This window comes from Ureibacillus yapensis (assembly GCF_003515775.1).
In the GTDB taxonomy this organism is placed as follows: Bacteria; Bacillota; Bacilli; order Bacillales_A; family Planococcaceae; genus Ureibacillus; species Ureibacillus yapensis.
In genome coordinates this window covers 514,852-531,365 of the sequence record NZ_QWEI01000001.1, presented here as the reverse complement: position 1 = coordinate 531,365, position 16,514 = coordinate 514,852, and the positions used below count along the sequence as shown (strand labels likewise).

Annotated in this window: 15 protein-coding genes; all 15 read left to right on the top strand. The window is 40.4% G+C overall.

The window, feature by feature from the left end; all coding sequences use genetic code 11:
* Window positions 1-354 precede the first annotated feature (354 nt).
* The 15 genes from D1B33_RS02530 to D1B33_RS02460 all read left to right on the top strand — a co-directional run bounded on the left by D1B33_RS02530 (window position 355) and on the right by D1B33_RS02460 (window position 16,430).
* A complete protein-coding gene (locus tag D1B33_RS02530; protein WP_118874756.1) occupies window positions 355-1,260 on the top strand; it encodes a ketopantoate reductase family protein in 906 nt (301 codons plus the stop codon).
* Window positions 1,257-1,649, top strand: a complete 393-nt coding sequence (locus D1B33_RS02525; protein ID WP_118874755.1) for a DUF3397 domain-containing protein — start codon at window positions 1,257-1,259, stop codon at window positions 1,647-1,649. The genes D1B33_RS02530 and D1B33_RS02525 overlap by 4 nt, the downstream gene beginning before the upstream one ends.
* Before the next feature lie 218 nt (window positions 1,650-1,867).
* Window positions 1,868-3,484: a bacillithiol biosynthesis cysteine-adding enzyme BshC gene (gene bshC, locus D1B33_RS02520; protein WP_118874754.1), complete on the top strand. Its 1,617-nt coding sequence runs from the start codon at window positions 1,868-1,870 to the stop codon at window positions 3,482-3,484.
* Window positions 3,485-3,850: 366 nt separating this feature from the next.
* Complete coding sequence (gene mraZ, locus D1B33_RS02515) at window positions 3,851-4,282, top strand: division/cell wall cluster transcriptional repressor MraZ (RefSeq protein ID WP_118874753.1); 432 nt, start codon at window positions 3,851-3,853, stop codon at window positions 4,280-4,282.
* Window positions 4,283-4,311: 29 nt separating this feature from the next.
* The gene (gene rsmH / locus D1B33_RS02510) at window positions 4,312-5,262 is read left to right on the top strand and encodes a 16S rRNA (cytosine(1402)-N(4))-methyltransferase RsmH (protein WP_118874752.1); all 951 of its coding nucleotides are present in this window, start codon (window positions 4,312-4,314) and stop codon (window positions 5,260-5,262) included.
* Window positions 5,263-5,634: a cell division protein FtsL gene (gene ftsL / locus D1B33_RS02505; protein ID WP_118874751.1), complete on the top strand. Its 372-nt coding sequence runs from the start codon at window positions 5,263-5,265 to the stop codon at window positions 5,632-5,634.
* Entirely contained in the window at window positions 5,631-7,859 is a 2,229-nt protein-coding gene (locus tag D1B33_RS02500) for a penicillin-binding protein (protein WP_199677337.1), read from the top strand. Before ftsL ends, D1B33_RS02500 begins: the two co-directional genes overlap by 4 nt.
* Window positions 7,860-7,921: 62 nt before the next feature.
* Window positions 7,922-9,847 carry a stage V sporulation protein D gene (locus tag D1B33_RS02495; RefSeq protein WP_118874750.1) on the top strand — a complete coding sequence of 642 codons (1,926 nt, stop codon included), beginning with the start codon at window positions 7,922-7,924 and terminating at the stop codon, window positions 9,845-9,847.
* A 63-nt stretch (window positions 9,848-9,910) separates the two neighbouring features.
* Window positions 9,911-10,885, top strand: coding sequence for a phospho-N-acetylmuramoyl-pentapeptide-transferase (gene mraY, locus D1B33_RS02490; protein WP_118874749.1), 975 nt, complete (start codon window positions 9,911-9,913; stop codon window positions 10,883-10,885).
* Window positions 10,882-12,231 carry a UDP-N-acetylmuramoyl-L-alanine--D-glutamate ligase gene (gene murD / locus D1B33_RS02485; protein WP_118874748.1) on the top strand — a complete coding sequence of 450 codons (1,350 nt, stop codon included), beginning with the start codon at window positions 10,882-10,884 and terminating at the stop codon, window positions 12,229-12,231. The genes mraY and murD overlap by 4 nt, the downstream gene beginning before the upstream one ends.
* Before the next feature lie 103 nt (window positions 12,232-12,334).
* Complete coding sequence (locus D1B33_RS02480) at window positions 12,335-13,420, top strand: FtsW/RodA/SpoVE family cell cycle protein (RefSeq protein WP_233549386.1); 1,086 nt, start codon at window positions 12,335-12,337, stop codon at window positions 13,418-13,420.
* Between the two features lie 335 nt (window positions 13,421-13,755).
* On the top strand, window positions 13,756-14,595 hold the full coding sequence (locus D1B33_RS02475; RefSeq protein WP_118874746.1) for a cell division protein FtsQ/DivIB: 840 nt from the start codon (window positions 13,756-13,758) through the stop codon (window positions 14,593-14,595).
* The gene (locus D1B33_RS02470; RefSeq protein ID WP_118874745.1) at window positions 14,573-15,295 is read left to right on the top strand and encodes a DUF881 domain-containing protein; all 723 of its coding nucleotides are present in this window, start codon (window positions 14,573-14,575) and stop codon (window positions 15,293-15,295) included. The genes D1B33_RS02475 and D1B33_RS02470 overlap by 23 nt, the downstream gene beginning before the upstream one ends.
* Before the next feature lie 44 nt (window positions 15,296-15,339).
* Window positions 15,340-16,059 carry a DUF881 domain-containing protein gene (locus tag D1B33_RS02465; protein WP_118874744.1) on the top strand — a complete coding sequence of 240 codons (720 nt, stop codon included), beginning with the start codon at window positions 15,340-15,342 and terminating at the stop codon, window positions 16,057-16,059.
* A 2-nt stretch (window positions 16,060-16,061) separates the two neighbouring features.
* Window positions 16,062-16,430 carry a small basic family protein gene (locus tag D1B33_RS02460; protein ID WP_118874743.1) on the top strand — a complete coding sequence of 123 codons (369 nt, stop codon included), beginning with the start codon at window positions 16,062-16,064 and terminating at the stop codon, window positions 16,428-16,430.
* Window positions 16,431-16,514: the final 84 nt, after the last annotated feature.

Here is a 16,514-nt window from a genome sequence, read left to right as displayed (position 1 = left end):
GAAGGTTCAATGTCTTATCTTGTATAATCCAGCGCATCAATGTATTTAGGGTCGCCTACGAGAAAGTAAACGAAATAAATAAAGTTTGCTTTTAGAAAAATAGGCGGCGCAATAATGCATCCAGAGGTATGATGTGAATTGTTTAATAGGGGAATCTAAATAGATCTAAAAGGGCAAGTTTTGCACCAATGGTAAATAAATTTGCACGATCTTATCGAAAATCGTGAATATATCTATTATAATGAATAGAAATGAGACAAAAGGTCTGCCCATAAGGTGGACCTTTACTTTTGTGATCAGACAATATTTGCAGCAGATATGCTCGGCCTGCGTTGTATGAAAGAAGGGAAATTCATGGATATTGTTGTTGTTGGCGCTGGATCGGTAGGGATGTTAATCGCCAGCTATTTGGCAGAAGCTAATGAGCGTGTTACGTTAGTGGTGCGGAGGAAAGAACAAGCGGAAAATCTGGAGAAATATGGTCTGGTTCGTAAAAATATAGATGGTTCCCTCTCAAAATCAAGGATTAGGGTAGCAATGAACTTGGAAAATATATCAAAAGACACTTTGGTAATTATTGCCGTTAAATACGGACAGCTAAAGGAAATCTATAAACAATTGCAAACCCTTCATGTGGAAACTCCCCTTCTTTTCTTGCAAAATGGTTTGGCTCACTTCGATGAAGCTTCTATGCTCCCACAGAGAACCATTGCTTTTGGATCCTGTCAATTTGGAGCACAACGTGAAAATAATGTGACCGTAATCCACCGAGGACAAGGTGTTTTAAAAATCGCTGTTGAAAAAGGAGATTCAAAACAACCCTTCAGCATTTTCTCCAAAAGCAGCAATGAGCTCTTTCAAGTATTCTTTGAGAATAATGCGGAGAAGATGCTGTTCGAAAAAGCTCTATTGAATTGTTTTGTGAACCCTTTAACGGCCATTTTAAAAGTGAAAAACGGCATGTTGATCGAGAATCCGCAATCGCTATTGCTTTTGGAAAATCTTTATAAAGAATTAAAAGCGGCTTTTCCCGAAGAGATGACAAGCGTAAAATTTGAAGATGTAAAAAATTTATGCAGAAATACGGCAGAGAATACGTCTTCCATGTTGGGTGACTTCCTTTATGGACGGCCTACCGAAATAGAAACAATTGTGGGAGCTGTTTTGAAAAGAGCCAGAAAAAAAGGTAAGCAATGTCCCACTTTGCAAACATTATATTCGTTAATTTTGATAATGGAAGGAAGCGGTGAAATGATGTGATCACAATTCTTCAGGTTTTGGTAAGCGGGATTATTTTATGCCCTTTAATTTTATTTATCATTTTATTTGCGATCGGTCGAAAGCGAAAAAAAAGCGCGGCGAAATCCTTTGGTTTTGCGGCGGATTTTACCACATTTGTTTTATTTTTCTCTGTACCTCTTTCAATTTCCAGCTTGTGGGGGATGGATTACAATTCACTTGTTTTTGTGATTGCTCTATTCATAGCGATTATTTTTACATACATAGATTGGCGCAATAAAAAGGAACTGGAAATTTTTCCACTCTTCAAGAAAGTCTGGAGATTGTATTTTCTCTTGTTATCAGCAGCCTATACCGTCATATGGGTCATCGGATTGGTCCAGAGTATACTTGAATATGTTCTCGACTAAATCAACTCAGTCAGGGGTAAATCCACAGGTCCGGCTCTTCTTCGCCAAGTCCTTAGCGCAGTTACACATACGCCAAGGTCCCTTGATTTAAGCATTTTCTTTTGAAGAATAAGAAGGATACTTTACAATAAAGAATGGAAATATAGATAAATAAATAGATATTAGATGGAAATTAGAACAACGATCGATCACTGTTCGTATAGTAGAGGAGATTTTTTATGAAACTGGAACAGATTGAAATACCAGTTAACAATAATTTAATGCAAGATTATTGGGCGGGTAATGAGACATTACTTTCTTTTTTTGATTACAAATTGAACGACGAAGCATTTAAAGTGCGTTTGAATTATTTAAAATCAAAGCACCATTATTCTAAAGAACTTAGCCATATTATTCGCCAATATATGGAACCGCTTGGGATCTCCGAAAAAGCGGCAGAAAATCTGGATGCTTTGGAGAAAGGATCCGTTGCTGTTGTAGGTGGCCAGCAAGCTGGAATTTTAACTGGCCCATTATATTCTGTTCATAAAGCGATATCGGTCATTTTAATAGCAAAAGAGCAAAGCGCCAAGCTTGGGGAGAAAATTGTACCGATTTTCTGGATTGCCGGAGAAGATCATGATCTGGATGAAATCAATCATACCTATACAATAGCGGAAGGTACAATCAAGAAAAGAGTTTATAGTGAACGTTCAAAATTAAAAACAATGGCGTCCGAGACGAAAATCGTAAAAGAAGAACTGCAAAACCTAATTCAAACGGTTTTCCAAGATTTTGGCGAAACGGAATATACGCAAGAACTATATCAACGTTGTATAGAGCAATTGAATCAGAGTGAAACCTTCACTGATTTTTTTGCCCGTTTAATGAACGAATTGTTTAAAAATGAAGGATTGTTAATGATTGATGCTGCTTTTGTTCCTTTCCGTCAATTTGAATCGGACTTCTTTGTGAAAATGATTGAATGCAATGAGCAAATTTCTTCGGTTGTCGCAAAAAAGGAACTGGCCCTGCAGGAAGCTGGCTATGGTACCCCAATCAATGCGTCTGAAAACAATGCCAACCTTTTTTATGTCAAAGATGGGGAACGGTTTTTGTTAACAAGAAATAATCAAGGTTTTGAAGATGCTACCGGCTATATCTCTTTAACGGAAAAGCAATTATTGGAAACGGCAAAAGAACATCCTGAATGCTTGAGCAACAATGTTGTGACAAGGCCTCTTATGCAAGAGATGACCATACCGGTCCTGGCCTTTGTGGGAGGTCCCGGAGAATTAGCCTATTGGGCAACGTTAAAAGATGCCTTCCATGTGCTTGACTTGCAGATGCCGATTTTGGCTCCAAGATTCAGCATTACCCTTGTGGAGCGGAAAATTGAGCAACTGCTGGCTTCATATGAATTAACGCTTCCCGACATTATGAACGGCAAGGCACAGACTTTAAAAGAGCAATACATAGAAAGTATTCAAGAGGAACAGTCAAAACAGTATATTGCATCCTTAAAAGCGGTAATCAATGAGCAATATGAAAAAATTGAGGCACATTTAGAGTCCCAAAACCTTGAATTGCATTCTATTATTGATAAAAACTTGAATTACCATGAAATGCAACTGGATTATTTAAGCAAAAAAATAGAGCAGCAAGTTTTGAGCAAGCACGATAAAACAATTCGCCAATTTTCTGCAATCCAATGTGAACTTTATCCAATCAATAACCTTCAGGAAAGGGTCTTTAATCCATTCCAATATCTAAACAGCTATGGACCGAAGCTTGTGGAAGATTTATGTTCATTGCCAATGGGCCTAACAAGTAAGCACTATGTCATTAGCCTGTAATATTTGAATTGTAAAGTTTAAAAAACGTGTGCCTTTATACCTAACGGTGGATTCGTTGGTTTAATGTTGTGACTTTAGATTCACGAAAAGAGTTTTGAAAGAGCGAAATCTATTCATTAAATAGTGATTTAAGCATAAGTGAATCTTCATTACTAACTATTTTGCGCCTATCACTTTGCTTTTGGCGCAGCAAAAGGGGGTATCTCGATACTGAGATACCTCCTTTTTTATGTCTATTTTCACAGGGCAAAAACTGTAGAAAAGTTCTATGGACACAAATTGTAAAAAGTTCTTAACAATCTCTTTAAAAATGTGGAGGAAAGTGGGGGAATGTGGTACATTATTTACTAAAGTGGGGTGAGTAGCATGTTCATGGGAGAATATCAACATTCGGTTGATGCAAAAGGACGCCTAATTATTCCCTCTAAGTTTCGAGAAAATTTAGGAGAGACTTTTGTAATTACCCGAGGACTTGATAACTGCTTATTTGGTTATCCTATGGACGAATGGCGAAAACTCGAAGAAAAGTTAAAAGAATTGCCCATGACTAAAAAAGATGCACGTGCTTTTGCAAGGTTCTTTTTTTCTGGAGCAACAGAAGTTGAAATAGACAAGCAAGGGAGAATTAATATCCCAACCACACTAGCAAATTACGCAAAACTTGAAAAAGAATGTGTCGTATTAGGCGTATCAAGCAAAATTGAAATATGGGCCAAAGATACTTGGGAATCCTACTTCAATGAAGCTGAAAATTCTTTTAATGAAATTGCAGAAAATTTAATTGGCTTCGACTTTTAGAAAAGTTGTTGGAAAAAGGAGTTAGGTTAATGTTCGATCATACAACCGTGTTATTGAAGGAAACTGTTGATGGATTGAACATCAATCCACAAGGAATTTATGTGGATTGTACATTAGGTGGCGCTGGGCATAGCGAATACTTAGTAAAGCAACTATCACCAGAAGGTCGGCTATTTTGTTTCGACCAAGACATGACAGCAATAGAAAATGCGAAAATTCGTTTAGCGCAGTATTTGGATCGAGTGACATTTGTTCATTCGAATTTCCGTTATGTTAAAGAAGAAATGCAAAAACTTGGCGTCGAAAAAATTGATGGTATTTTATATGACTTAGGAGTGTCTTCCCCACAACTTGATACTCCCGAGCGTGGATTCAGCTATCATCATGACGCACCCTTGGACATGCGTATGGATCAAACAGCCTCGCTTTCAGCATTCCATGTTGTAAACGAATGGGCATACGAAGATTTGGTACGGATCTTTTTCCGTTATGGCGAAGAAAAGTTTTCTAAACAAATTGCCCGAAAAATTGAAGAGGCGAGAAAGCATGCGCCAATTGAAACAACCGCACAACTTGTTGAATTGATTAAGGAAGGAATTCCTGCTCCTGCCAGAAGAAAAGGTGGGCATCCTGCAAAAAGAGTTTTCCAGGCAATTCGAATTGCTGTGAATGATGAGCTGGGAGCAGCAGAGGATTCTCTAATGGATGCAATCGAACTTTTAAAAGTCGGTGGACGAATTAGTGTTATTACCTTCCATTCTTTAGAAGACCGTTTAACTAAAACGATTTTCAAAGAGGCTTCATCACTTCCTGATTTACCTCCCGGGTTACCAGTGATTCCAGATGAATACAAGCCAACTTTAAAATTAATCACAAGAAAGCCGATTGTGCCTACAGAAGAGGAATTGGAGGCCAACAATCGTTCGCGTTCGGCAAAACTCCGAATTGCTGAAAAAATAAATGAGAAAGGACGTGAGTAAATGGCAGTTCGTGTTAGGCAAAATTCTTATATTCAGAACCCAGACATACCACAACAGCAACCACCCCTTAAACAGCAGAGCAGCAAAAAGAAGAAATCCATTGTTACTGCAAAAGAAAAAATGATATACTTGGCATTTGTTGTCATGGTTGCTGTTTTGGCAGTTACAGTACTACATAAACAAGGTTCAATCCAGCAAACAAGTTATGAAATTCAAGAAATCGAATCACAAATCGCGGAAATTGAAAAGCAAAATGTAGATTTAAAAGTTCAAGTAAGTGAGTTGTCCACTTATGAACGCATTTGGGAAAAAGCAAAAGCACTCGGTTTAACACTAAATGAGAAAAATGTGAAGGTAGTGCCGGGAGAATGAAAAAACAGAAATTTCGATTCCAATGGGGAGCCTTTCTAATGTTAGTACTTTATGGAGGGCTCTTTTTTGCATTATTCATCCGTATTTTCTATATTCAGGCAACGGGAGAAGTGGACGGGCAGCAATTGGAAGCGAAAGCCGCGGCACTCTATGAAAAAGAAGCGGTGCTTTCGGCGGAACGTGGACAGATTTTAGATCGAAATGGAAGTGTTATTGCTCAGGATACTTTAAGCTACCGATTAATTGCTGTAGTAAATCCACAAGCAACGACAAATGAAAATAAACCGAGACACGTAGTAGATCCAAAAGAGACTGCATCCGTACTAGCAAACTATATATCAATGGAAGAATCCGAGATTTACAAGATTCTTACGAAAAAACTAAGCGATGGAAGAACGCCGTATCAAGTCGAATTTGGCGTAAGTGGACGAAGTATAAGCCACGAGACAATGACAGCGATAAAAAATGAAAAATTGCCGGGCATTACCTTTGCAAGCGACTCTACACGCTATTATCCGAACGGTCCGTTTGCATCCCACTTAATCGGCTTTGCCTTAAAGGAAGAACAAAAAGATGGCAATTTCAAAACAGTGGGCAAAATGGGACTGGAATATACGTATAATGAAGAACTTACCGGCAAAGACGGGTCCATGCAATATGAAAGCGACATTTTTGGCTATTTGCTTCCCAATAGCGAAAAGATGGTAGAACCCGCAAAAGACGGCAGCAATATCTATCTAACATTGGATAAAACAATTCAAAACTTCCTGGAAGAAGCAATGTCAGATGCCTATAAAAAATATGATCCGGAATCAATGGTTGCGGTTGTGGCAGATCCAAAAACCGGCGAAATCCTCGCAATGTCCCAACGACCGACATTTGATCCCGATACGCGCGAAGGCCTAGATTCATGGAACAATAAAGTAATAGAATCGGTTATCGAACCGGGTTCCACAATGAAGATTTTCACGTTGGCAACTGCGATTGAAACCGGAAACTGGCATCCGAACGCCTACTTCCAATCCGGTGCATATACTTTGCTTGGTGATACAATTCGCGACCATAACCAAGTAGGGTGGGGACCCATTACCTATTTGGAAGGTTTCCAACGTTCATCGAATACGGCCATTGCACATATGCTTGAAGATATCGGGAATGATAAACTGATAGATTACTTCAAGAAGTTTGGTTTTGGGGAAAAAACGGGAATTGACCTGCCTGGCGAAGCCTCCGGAACCTTATTAACAAAATACCCGATTAACTATGTAACGACTGCCTATGGACAAGGGTCGACAACAACTCCAATCCAGCTTGTGCAAGCGATGACAGCTATTGCGAATGATGGAAAAATGATGCAGCCCTATGTGATTGATAAAATAGTAGACTCTAGTACAGGGGAAGTAATTCAGGATGAGGAACCAAAAGCAAAAGGTACACCGATTTCAAAAGAAACTGCAAAACAAGTTAGTGAAATATTGGCTTCCACTATTACATCGGAAAATGGAACGGCGAAAAGATATGCAATCGAGGGATACGAAGTTGCAGGTAAAACAGGGACGGCCTATATCCCGAGATCAGACGGCTCAGGGAGATATTTAACGGGCAATAAAAATAATTATTTCTATTCCTTTTTAGGGATGGCTCCGGCAGAAGACCCACAATTAATTGTTTATGTTGGGGTAAAACAGCCGAAGCTGGAAGCTACTGAACCTGGTTCTCAACCCGTGGCGGAAGTATTTACGTCCGTGATGCAAAATAGCTTGAAATATTTAAATATTAATCCGGAAGATGTAGCAGAAGTACAAGCAACACCAATGAAAGATTATGTCGGCAAAAACGCAGAGAATGTCCAAGTCGAATTGATGAATGAAGGGGTAACACCGATCATTATCGGTGAGGGCGGCAATATTACATCCCAATATCCGGAAAAAGGGATATCGCTGACGAAAGGCAGTTTAGTCTTTTTGAAAACGGATGGCGCCATTACACTTCCTTCCTTTAAAAACTGGTCGCTGCGGAACATGCTTGTATATAAAATGATGTCTGGCCTGTCGATTGAAATTGAAGGGGAAGGATTCGTGGAAAGCCAAAGCGTCTCCGAAGATACAATCATTGGAGAGGGGTCTCCAATCGTGGTGAAATTAAAGACGCCGGAAGAGTCCTATCGTACAGCTCCAATAGAAGAAACGACTGAAGATGGGGAAGAACTGCCGCAAGATTCATAAACCTTTCGAATAGAAGTTGTTTTAAATTCATACTTTGTTAAAAACGAGGTGTGAATTATATTATGAAGTGGATTTCAGCCATTTCAAAAAAAAGGTTAAAGCTAATCATCTACGGGTTTATACTTTTTGGAATAGCGGTACTCATTAGATTGTTTTATGTCCAAGTCATCCAGCATGACAAGCTTACGGAACTTGCGAAACAAAACTGGGATAGGGAAATTCCGTTTGCATCTGAAAGAGGAGAAATTGTTGACCGAAATGGGGAAATTCTTGTCACCAACAAATTAGCTCCTACATTATATTTTATGCCTGCACAAAACGATGATATTGAAGGAGCGGCAAACCAGATTGCCTCGGTGCTGAATCTCGATGCGCAAAAGTTATACGAAAAAATGAACACACGCGCATATTTGGTTAAACTTGCACCGGAAGCAAAAAACATTTCGTATGAACAAGCCGTGCAAATTCAAGGCCTTAAAATAGACGGGCTTTATAGTGGAGTAGACTATGTCCGGCATTATCCTTTTGGGCAATTATTATCGCGTTTTATAGGCTTTACAGGCTATGATACGCAGGGCCTTGCGGGCATTGAATATCAATACGATCAGGTTTTAACCTCAAAAGATGCCGCGATTCGGCTCTTTACGGACGCAAAAGGGAATTCCCTGCCCCATGTTGATGATGAATGGCGAGAGGGTGACCAGGGGGCAACAGTTCAATTGACAATCGATTTGGATGTTCAGAAAGTGGTTGAAAGAGAACTGTCGCAAGCAATGAAAAAGTATGATGCCGACCAGGCGTTGGCAATGGCGATGAATGTAAATACTGGGGAAATATTGGCTTTGTCATCTTATCCTACATACGATCCCGCAAATTTTGAAGATGTTGATCAGTCCATATATAATCGTAATTTACCTGTCTGGATGACTTATGAACCCGGCTCGACATTTAAAATTATTACTTTAAGCGCCGCACTTGAAGAAGGTGTAGTAAATTTAGAGAATGATCGTTTTTATGACAAAGGCTACACAATAGTGGAAGATTCCAGGCTGAGATGCTGGAAACGCGAGGGCCATGGAAGCGAGACTTTTTTGGAAGTCGTGGAAAACTCTTGCAACCCCGGTTTTATCGAGATGGGCCAGCGTGTGGGTTCCCAAAAGCTCATGGAATATATTAAAAAATTTGGTTTTGGGGAAAGTACAGGTTCCAACATTGCGGGTGAAGCATCAGGAATTCTGTTTTCTGAAGAAGCTTTTGGACCGGTAGAACACGCAACAACTTCATTCGGGCAAGGAATTGCAGTGACTCCGATCCAGCAGGTCCAAGCGGTGGCTGCTACCGTAAATGGCGGGAAATTATTTACGCCCTATGTTGTTTCGAAAGTAATTGATTCCGAAACTGGCAATACTATCCTTGAGAATCAGCCATCATTAAAACGAACTGTCGTTAGCGAGGAGACATCCGCGAAGGTACGTTCGGCATTGGAATCGGTGGTTGCCAACGGTTCGGGACGTGCTGCTTTTCGGGATGGATTGCGAATTGGCGGCAAAACCGGTACAGCCCAGAAAGTAGCTAATGGCCGCTATAAGGATGGCGAATATATCGTATCATTTATCGGATTTGCTCCGGCCGATAATCCCGAAATCGTAGTATATGTGGCCATCGATAATCCGAAGGCTGCAACAGTTTTCGGCAGTACAATTGCCGCACCGATCGTCGGACAAATTATAGAAGATGTTGCGCCAACTGTTGGGATTGAAGTGGATCGGGAAGGCCAGATGGAGAAAGAGTATCGCTGGGGGGACGCAATTACCGAACGAGTACCCAATCTTGTCGGCTTTTCAGTTGATGAAATTATGAAATTGCAATACCCCTTCAAGCTGGAATTCCACGGAAAAGGGACAACTGTCAAAACGCAATTACCAGAACCGGAAAACATTATTTCTAATGATGGTACAATCCATCTTTATCTGGAAGAAAACAATTAACATCAAAGATATTGTTAGAATAGAAAATATGAAGTAAGAAAGAGAAATTAAAGGAGATTTAACATGACAATCACAACAACAATAACCATACTAGCGATTTCATTTATCGTTTCCGTGGTTCTGGCGCCTATATTGATTCCCATGCTGCGCCGATTAAAATTTGGACAGAGTATCCGGGAAGAAGGCCCGCAATCCCATATGAAAAAGGCTGGAACTCCTACTATGGGGGGAATCATATTCTTAATCTCGATTATCGCTACGACAGTGATTGTTGGAAATATGTTTGGCATCTTTACGACTCAATCGGTGGTCATCATCCTTGTTTTAGCAGGTTTTGGCTTAATCGGATTTTTGGATGACGGCATTAAAGTCATTTTTAAACGCAATTTGGGGTTAACATCCCTGCAAAAATTAATTGGCCAAATTATCATTTCGGTTGCAGCTTTCCTATTGTTGAGACTGGGATCATTTGATACGTCAATTGGCATTCCGTTTACGGATTGGTCGATTGATTTGGGAATTTTTTATGTAGGCTTTTTAATTTTCTGGTTGGTCGGCTTCTCCAATGCAGTCAATTTAACGGATGGTCTGGATGGATTGGTTGCAGGCACGGCATCCATTGCGTTTTCCGCATTTGGTGTCCTTGCGCTATATAATGAGCAAGCGGATGTTGCGTTATTTACATTTGCGGTAACGGGTGCGCTATTAGGCTTTTTAATTTTTAATGCGAACCCAGCAAAGGTGTTTATGGGTGATACCGGTTCCCTTGCATTGGGAGGGGCGCTTGCTTTAGTCTCGGTTCTGGTAAAAGAGGAACTGCTTTTACTCTTGATTGGCTTAGTATTTGTAGTGGAAACACTTTCAGTTATTTTACAAGTGGCCAGCTTCAAATTAAGAGGAAAACGAATCTTTAAAATGAGTCCCATTCACCACCATTTTGAATTAAGTGGATGGTCCGAACGCAAAGTGGTGGGCGTCTTTTGGTCAACAGCATTGGTTGTTGCTTTAATCGCAGTCGTAACGGAGGCATTAATATGATTCAATATACAAAATTGCAACATAAAAAAGTGTTGGTGCTGGGGTTGGCGAAAAGTGGCGTCGCAGCAGCCGAATTATTGCATGAATTGGGCGCTTTTGTAACTGTCAACGATTCAAAACCCTTTGATGAAAATCCTCAGGCACAAGGGCTATTGGAAAAAGGAATTACCGTTATTTGCGGCAGACATCCAGAAGACTTGCTGGATGAAGGATTCGTATTAATTGTTAAAAACCCTGGTATTCCTTATAACAATCCAATTATTGAAGATGCCATTGGACGCGGCATCCCTGTTATTACGGAAGTGGAACTCGCCTATTTAATAAGTGAAGCGCCGATTATCGGAATCACGGGTACAAATGGCAAAACGACAACGACTACTTTACTCTTCGAAATGTTACAGCGAGGCAATCGCAACCCTTTAATCGCCGGGAATATTGGAACCGTTGCCTGTGGAGTTGCCCGTGAAGCTGCGGAAGACAATGTAATCGTAACGGAACTTTCTTCTTTCCAGTTGATGGGTACAGTTGCGTTCAAACCCAAAATCGCCATCTTGACCAATTTATTTGATGCTCATTTGGATTATCATGGAACTTTCGAGGAATATGCAAAAGCAAAGTTTGCCATTACGAAAAACCAGGATGAAAACGACTGGCTGATTTATAATGCAGGCCAGGACGTTGTAAAAGAACTTGCTTCAAAATCAAAAGCTAGAAAAGTACCGTTCTATTCAGACGGCCGTACAAACGAAGGAATCAGTGCGGATGCTGCAACGATTTATTGGCAAGGCGAACCGTTTATTGAACGTAAAATTATTGCGTTGCCGGGAAAACATAACCTGGAAAATATTTTGGCATCCCTTGCCGCCTGCATTTTATATGGCTGTGATAAAAATGCCCTCGAGCAAGTTTTATGCACCTTTACCGGGGTACGCCACCGTACGCAATTTGTAAGGGAATGGAACGGGCGCAAATTTTACAATGACTCCAAAGCAACCAATTGCCTTGCAACAAAAGTGGCTTTGGATGCCTTTACACAGCCGACGGTTTTAATCGCAGGAGGGTTGGATCGTGGTCATTCATTTGAAGAATTGCGTCTATCGATGAAAAATGTAAGAGGTGTTGTCGCCTTTGGACAAACGGGCGAACGATTTCTTGAATTTGCAAAATCTTGCGGTGTAGAGGAAGTTGTGTTGGCGCAGGATGTTGAGGATGCTGTTTTGCAGGCCGCCCGTATTTCAAAGAGCGGTGAAGTTGTCTTATTGTCACCGGCTTGTGCAAGCTGGGATCAATACAAAAGTTTTGAAATACGCGGGGATTTATTTATTGAAGCGGTAATGAAATTGTAAAAACGATGATAACGGTATAACCTCTGTGCTTGGAGCAAATTCTCCGAGCACGGATTTGTAAAAAAACAGAACGTAATCATGAGAATAGGAAAGGATGCCTTAGCTGAAGTTTACTTATAAAAGGCTATTCATTGGTTCTGCGTTGATCTTGTCCATAATCGGGGTAATCTTCATTTTTTCTGCGGGTACATATTGGAGTTCCATTCATTACGAAGGCCAGTTGCCGTTCTATATGAAGCAAAGTATTTACTTGGTTCTCGCTATCCTCGTCTTTTTGTTCGTGACAAATACGCCGTTTTTCACTCAGGAAAAGACTTGGACTCTACTTTACGTTTTTTCATTGGTTCTATTGATCCTCGTATTGATACCGGGCATCGGCATATGGCGAAATGGCTCCAGAAGCTGGATTGGTCTTGGTCCATTGACGATTCAGCCGGCAGAATTGGTGAAAATTACAACTCTAATGTATTTAAGCTTTTTGCTTAGCAAAGTAAAAAAAGATGAGCGGGTTGTTCAAATAAAGCATTTTCTTATTATCATTCTTCCCAGCGCTTTAATTATGATGCAGCCGGATTTTGGCTCCGTTTTTATTCTGGTGGTCTCTTCTTTTTTATTGCTCTTTATTGCAAGATATCCGATAAAGTTGTATGTCGGGTTCATTCTGTTGGGAATTATGGGGTTGGTAGGATTAATCGCGTCTGCTCCATATCGGTTGAAACGGATTGAGGCTTTTATCAATCCTTGGGCAGATCCCCTGGTTAGCGGGTTCCAGGCAGTTCAGTCCCAATTAGCCATTGGTCCCGCCGGTTTGCTGGGCCATGGTTTTCAGGCAAGCCGCCAAAAGTTTTTATATTTGCCAGAGCCTCAAAATGATTTTATTTTCTCCATTATTTTGGAGGAAATCGGATTTTTGGGTGGCTGTGTTGTATTGGGATTGTTTGGTTTGTTTATTTATGCTGGATGTGGACTGGCAATCCAATCATTAAAGAGTGCCGACTTTTATGCCATATCGGCCCTTGTAGGGATGGTTGGATTTCAGGCCGCCTTGAATATTGGAGTGGTGATCGGCCTGATTCCGGTAACGGGCGTTACACTGCCGTTTATCAGCTATGGCGGAACATCACTGATGATTATTTGGTTTGTAGTTGCCATTATCATTAGCTTTGCAAACCGAAAGGATCCCACGTAGCAGTTAACAGTAAGTTGAATGAATCTATGAAAATGTTAATTCTTGAAGTATAGCAGTAGGCAACTATGTCGGCGAGAATGCAGACGATGTGTTTTCGTCGACGTGGGGCTGGACGAGCCGCCTGCGCAATTAATGTTGTCTAGCTCCGGCGCCCAGCCCCTCGAGTCGCTTCGCCTCCTCAGACAAAGGCAAAAAGCGCCTTTGTATCGGAGGCTCCAGCGCATGGGGCTCACACGAAGTGAGTCATGTCGACGATGCAACACGACGTTGCGCTTTCGTCGACGCGGGGCTAAGCAGGGCGCCTGCGCTTTTAATAGAAAGGAGGAGTAGAAATTATGGATAAAGTAATCGATATTGAAGAGCGTATACCAACCCTGCGAGAAAAACGAAGAAAGCGAACAAATTTCAAATTTATTTTCCTCCTGCTGATTTTTTTAATAACCTTATTTTTACTCCTTTACTTTCAATCTCCCTATAGCAAAATCAGTAAAGTTGAAGTAAACGGCGCCGACTTGGTGGGTGCTGAAGCATATGAAAAGCAATCGGGCTTGCAAACCGGCGATTCGATTTGGGGTTTTAAAGCAAATGACATTGAGGACACAATCGGTAAAGACTATTGGATAAAAGATGTGCAGGTTAAAAGAAAGTGGCTGACGACTGTGCAAATTGAAGTGGATGAATGGGAAACGGTTGCTTACCTTTCTCTTGACCAAAAACTTTATCCGCTGTTGGCAAATGGCGATGTTTTTAAAGAATCCAGCAAACTGAAGCCGATTGATGCACCCTTGTTTTTGAATTTTGAAGATGAAAAGGTTAGAAGACGGTTATTAAAAGAACTCGGAAAACTTGATAAAAATGTTTTATCGATGATTTCACAAATTAATTCCACCCCTTCCAATTCGAATCCTTTCTCTATCACTCTATTTATGAATGATGGCTATGAAGTTCGGGCGGAAGTAACATCATTGGCTGACAAACTGAATTATTACCCATCGATTGTCGCGCAAATCGAAAACGATGGGACCAATCAGAAAGGCATTATCGATATTGAGGTTGGGTCATATTACAAATCTTATGAAGATGAATATGCCCCATTCAGCAATGATTCGAATAAAGAAGAATCCGGTGAGGGAGAAGAGGAAGTGATAACTGATGAAGAAGCCACTTCACCTTAAAAGCGGCAAATTTAAAAGAAAGCAGCTCATCATACTCATTGTATGCATCGCTACAGGATTTATGATTGGCTATTCTTTTAAACTCACGCAAAATCAACAAAAAGCAACGGATCCTTATTGGAATCAAGAAGACTCTTATCGTGAAGAATTGATTGAGCAGCAGGAAAGAAATAAAGAATTGGCGGAAGAATACTATTCCTTGCAAAACAAAATGAGAGAATACGAAAAAACGTTTGCGGAAAATGAAGAAGAGTATGAGCATTTAATCGAAGAAGCAGAAAGATTGCGATTAGTGCTCGGGTATTTACCTGCACAGGGGGAAGGAATTCGGGTAACGCTAAAAGACAACGAATATAATCCGAACTCTACGAATCCAAATGATTATATTGTGCATGAATTCCATGTGTTGTCGGTTATCAATGAATTGAAAATATCCGGAGCAGAAGCCATTTCCATTAATGGACACCGACTCAAATCAAATTCCTATATCAGGTGCAATGGCCCAGTTATAACAGTGGATGGCAAGCAATATCCTGCACCTTTCGTAATTGAAGCTGTCGGTAATTCGGAAACGCTTGTTTCTTCGCTGAAAATAACGGGAGGCGTATTTGACCAATTATTAAATGATCGAATCGTTGTCACGCTGGAAGAACGAAATTTAATCAACATGCCAACCATTAATGATGAAATAGTATCGTAATTATATTCGTGGACAAGCCTGTTTAGCGTTTAGGAGGGGAACCAATGAAGAAAAAAATAGTGACCCGAATAACGATTATATCATTTATCATCGGCTTAATGATTGCGGTTCAATATAATACGGTTCAAAACCCAACTACGAGAGATACCCGTGACATCTGGGAAATCAGACAGGAGCTTTCCAAGCAGAAAGCATTGCATTCGGATTTATTATCGAAAATTGACAGGGTTAACCAATCTATCGGGCAGTATGAAAACGACAGTGAAAGCAGACAAGCGGCATTGTTGAAAAATACGGTGGAAGATTTGAAGCGTCAAGCCGGATTGCTGCCGGTCTCGGGGCCAGGTTTAGTATTGGAGATTGAGCCGGCAAAGGAATTAATCCAATTCGGCTATGAAATTGAACCAATTTCTCCTGATCTGTTGATTCGATTGGTTAATGAAATTTATCGTTACGATGGGCGCTATATTGAAATTGCGGGCCAGCGCCTTACCCATACATCCGCCATTCGATTCATCAGTGGGGAAACAACGATTAACAGTGTGCCAATTGAAGAAGCAGACATTGAAATGAAAATTATTGCCGAAACATATGAAGATGCCGAGAAACTCTACGGCTACTTATATGCATCTTCTTTCAGGGATGATTTTTACCTTGATAATCTAAGTTTGACAATCAATGAGCCGCAGCAAAAAATCACGATTACGGAATTTGAGGGACAATTGCCAACTGATTATTTAGCTGAAAATAACGAAGGGGAATAACTATGTGGTTACCGTTTTTAGGATTACTTTTAGGACTAAGTTTAGGGTTATTAACCGATATGCAAATCCCTGCCGTTTATGAAAACTACTTATCCATCGCTGTACTTGCGGCATTGGATACACTATTCGGCGGTATCCGGGCACACTTGCAGCAGGTATATGATGACAAAGTATTTATTTCAGGGTTTTTCTTTAATATCATCCTTGCGGCGGGACTGGCATTCTTGGGTGTACATTTGGGCGTTGACCTTTATTTGGCTGCCATTTTTGCCTTTGGTGTACGCCTGTTTCAAAATATAGCAGTCATTCGACGAATTTTGATAACAAAATGGGAAGAGAGACATATAAAAAAGGATGAAAATACAGTATAATAGCTGTAAAATGAAAGAATATGTATGGATTTTTTTAGACATCACTTTGGATTTACAATAGAATAAAATATAGTAGGAAACGAA

What these genes read in the sequence shown, in the direction of transcription:
- rsmH (WP_118874752.1), top strand. Translation starts at nt 4,312, where the DNA reads ATGTTCGATCATACAACCGTGTTATTGAAGGAAACTGTTGATGGATTG.
- mraY (WP_118874749.1), top strand. Translation starts at nt 9,911, where the DNA reads ATGACAATCACAACAACAATAACCATACTAGCGATTTCATTTATCGTT.
- bshC (WP_118874754.1), top strand. Translation starts at nt 1,868, where the DNA reads ATGAAACTGGAACAGATTGAAATACCAGTTAACAATAATTTAATGCAA.
- murD (WP_118874748.1), top strand. Translation starts at nt 10,882, where the DNA reads ATGATTCAATATACAAAATTGCAACATAAAAAAGTGTTGGTGCTGGGG.
- D1B33_RS02465 (WP_118874744.1), top strand. Translation starts at nt 15,340, where the DNA reads ATGAAGAAAAAAATAGTGACCCGAATAACGATTATATCATTTATCATC.
- D1B33_RS02530 (WP_118874756.1), top strand. Translation starts at nt 355, where the DNA reads ATGGATATTGTTGTTGTTGGCGCTGGATCGGTAGGGATGTTAATCGCC.
- D1B33_RS02460 (WP_118874743.1), top strand. Translation starts at nt 16,062, where the DNA reads ATGTGGTTACCGTTTTTAGGATTACTTTTAGGACTAAGTTTAGGGTTA.
- ftsL (WP_118874751.1), top strand. Translation starts at nt 5,263, where the DNA reads ATGGCAGTTCGTGTTAGGCAAAATTCTTATATTCAGAACCCAGACATA.
- D1B33_RS02475 (WP_118874746.1), top strand. Translation starts at nt 13,756, where the DNA reads ATGGATAAAGTAATCGATATTGAAGAGCGTATACCAACCCTGCGAGAA.
- D1B33_RS02495 (WP_118874750.1), top strand. Translation starts at nt 7,922, where the DNA reads ATGAAGTGGATTTCAGCCATTTCAAAAAAAAGGTTAAAGCTAATCATC.
- D1B33_RS02500 (WP_199677337.1), top strand. Translation starts at nt 5,631, where the DNA reads ATGAAAAAACAGAAATTTCGATTCCAATGGGGAGCCTTTCTAATGTTA.
- D1B33_RS02470 (WP_118874745.1), top strand. Translation starts at nt 14,573, where the DNA reads ATGAAGAAGCCACTTCACCTTAAAAGCGGCAAATTTAAAAGAAAGCAG.
- mraZ (WP_118874753.1), top strand. Translation starts at nt 3,851, where the DNA reads ATGTTCATGGGAGAATATCAACATTCGGTTGATGCAAAAGGACGCCTA.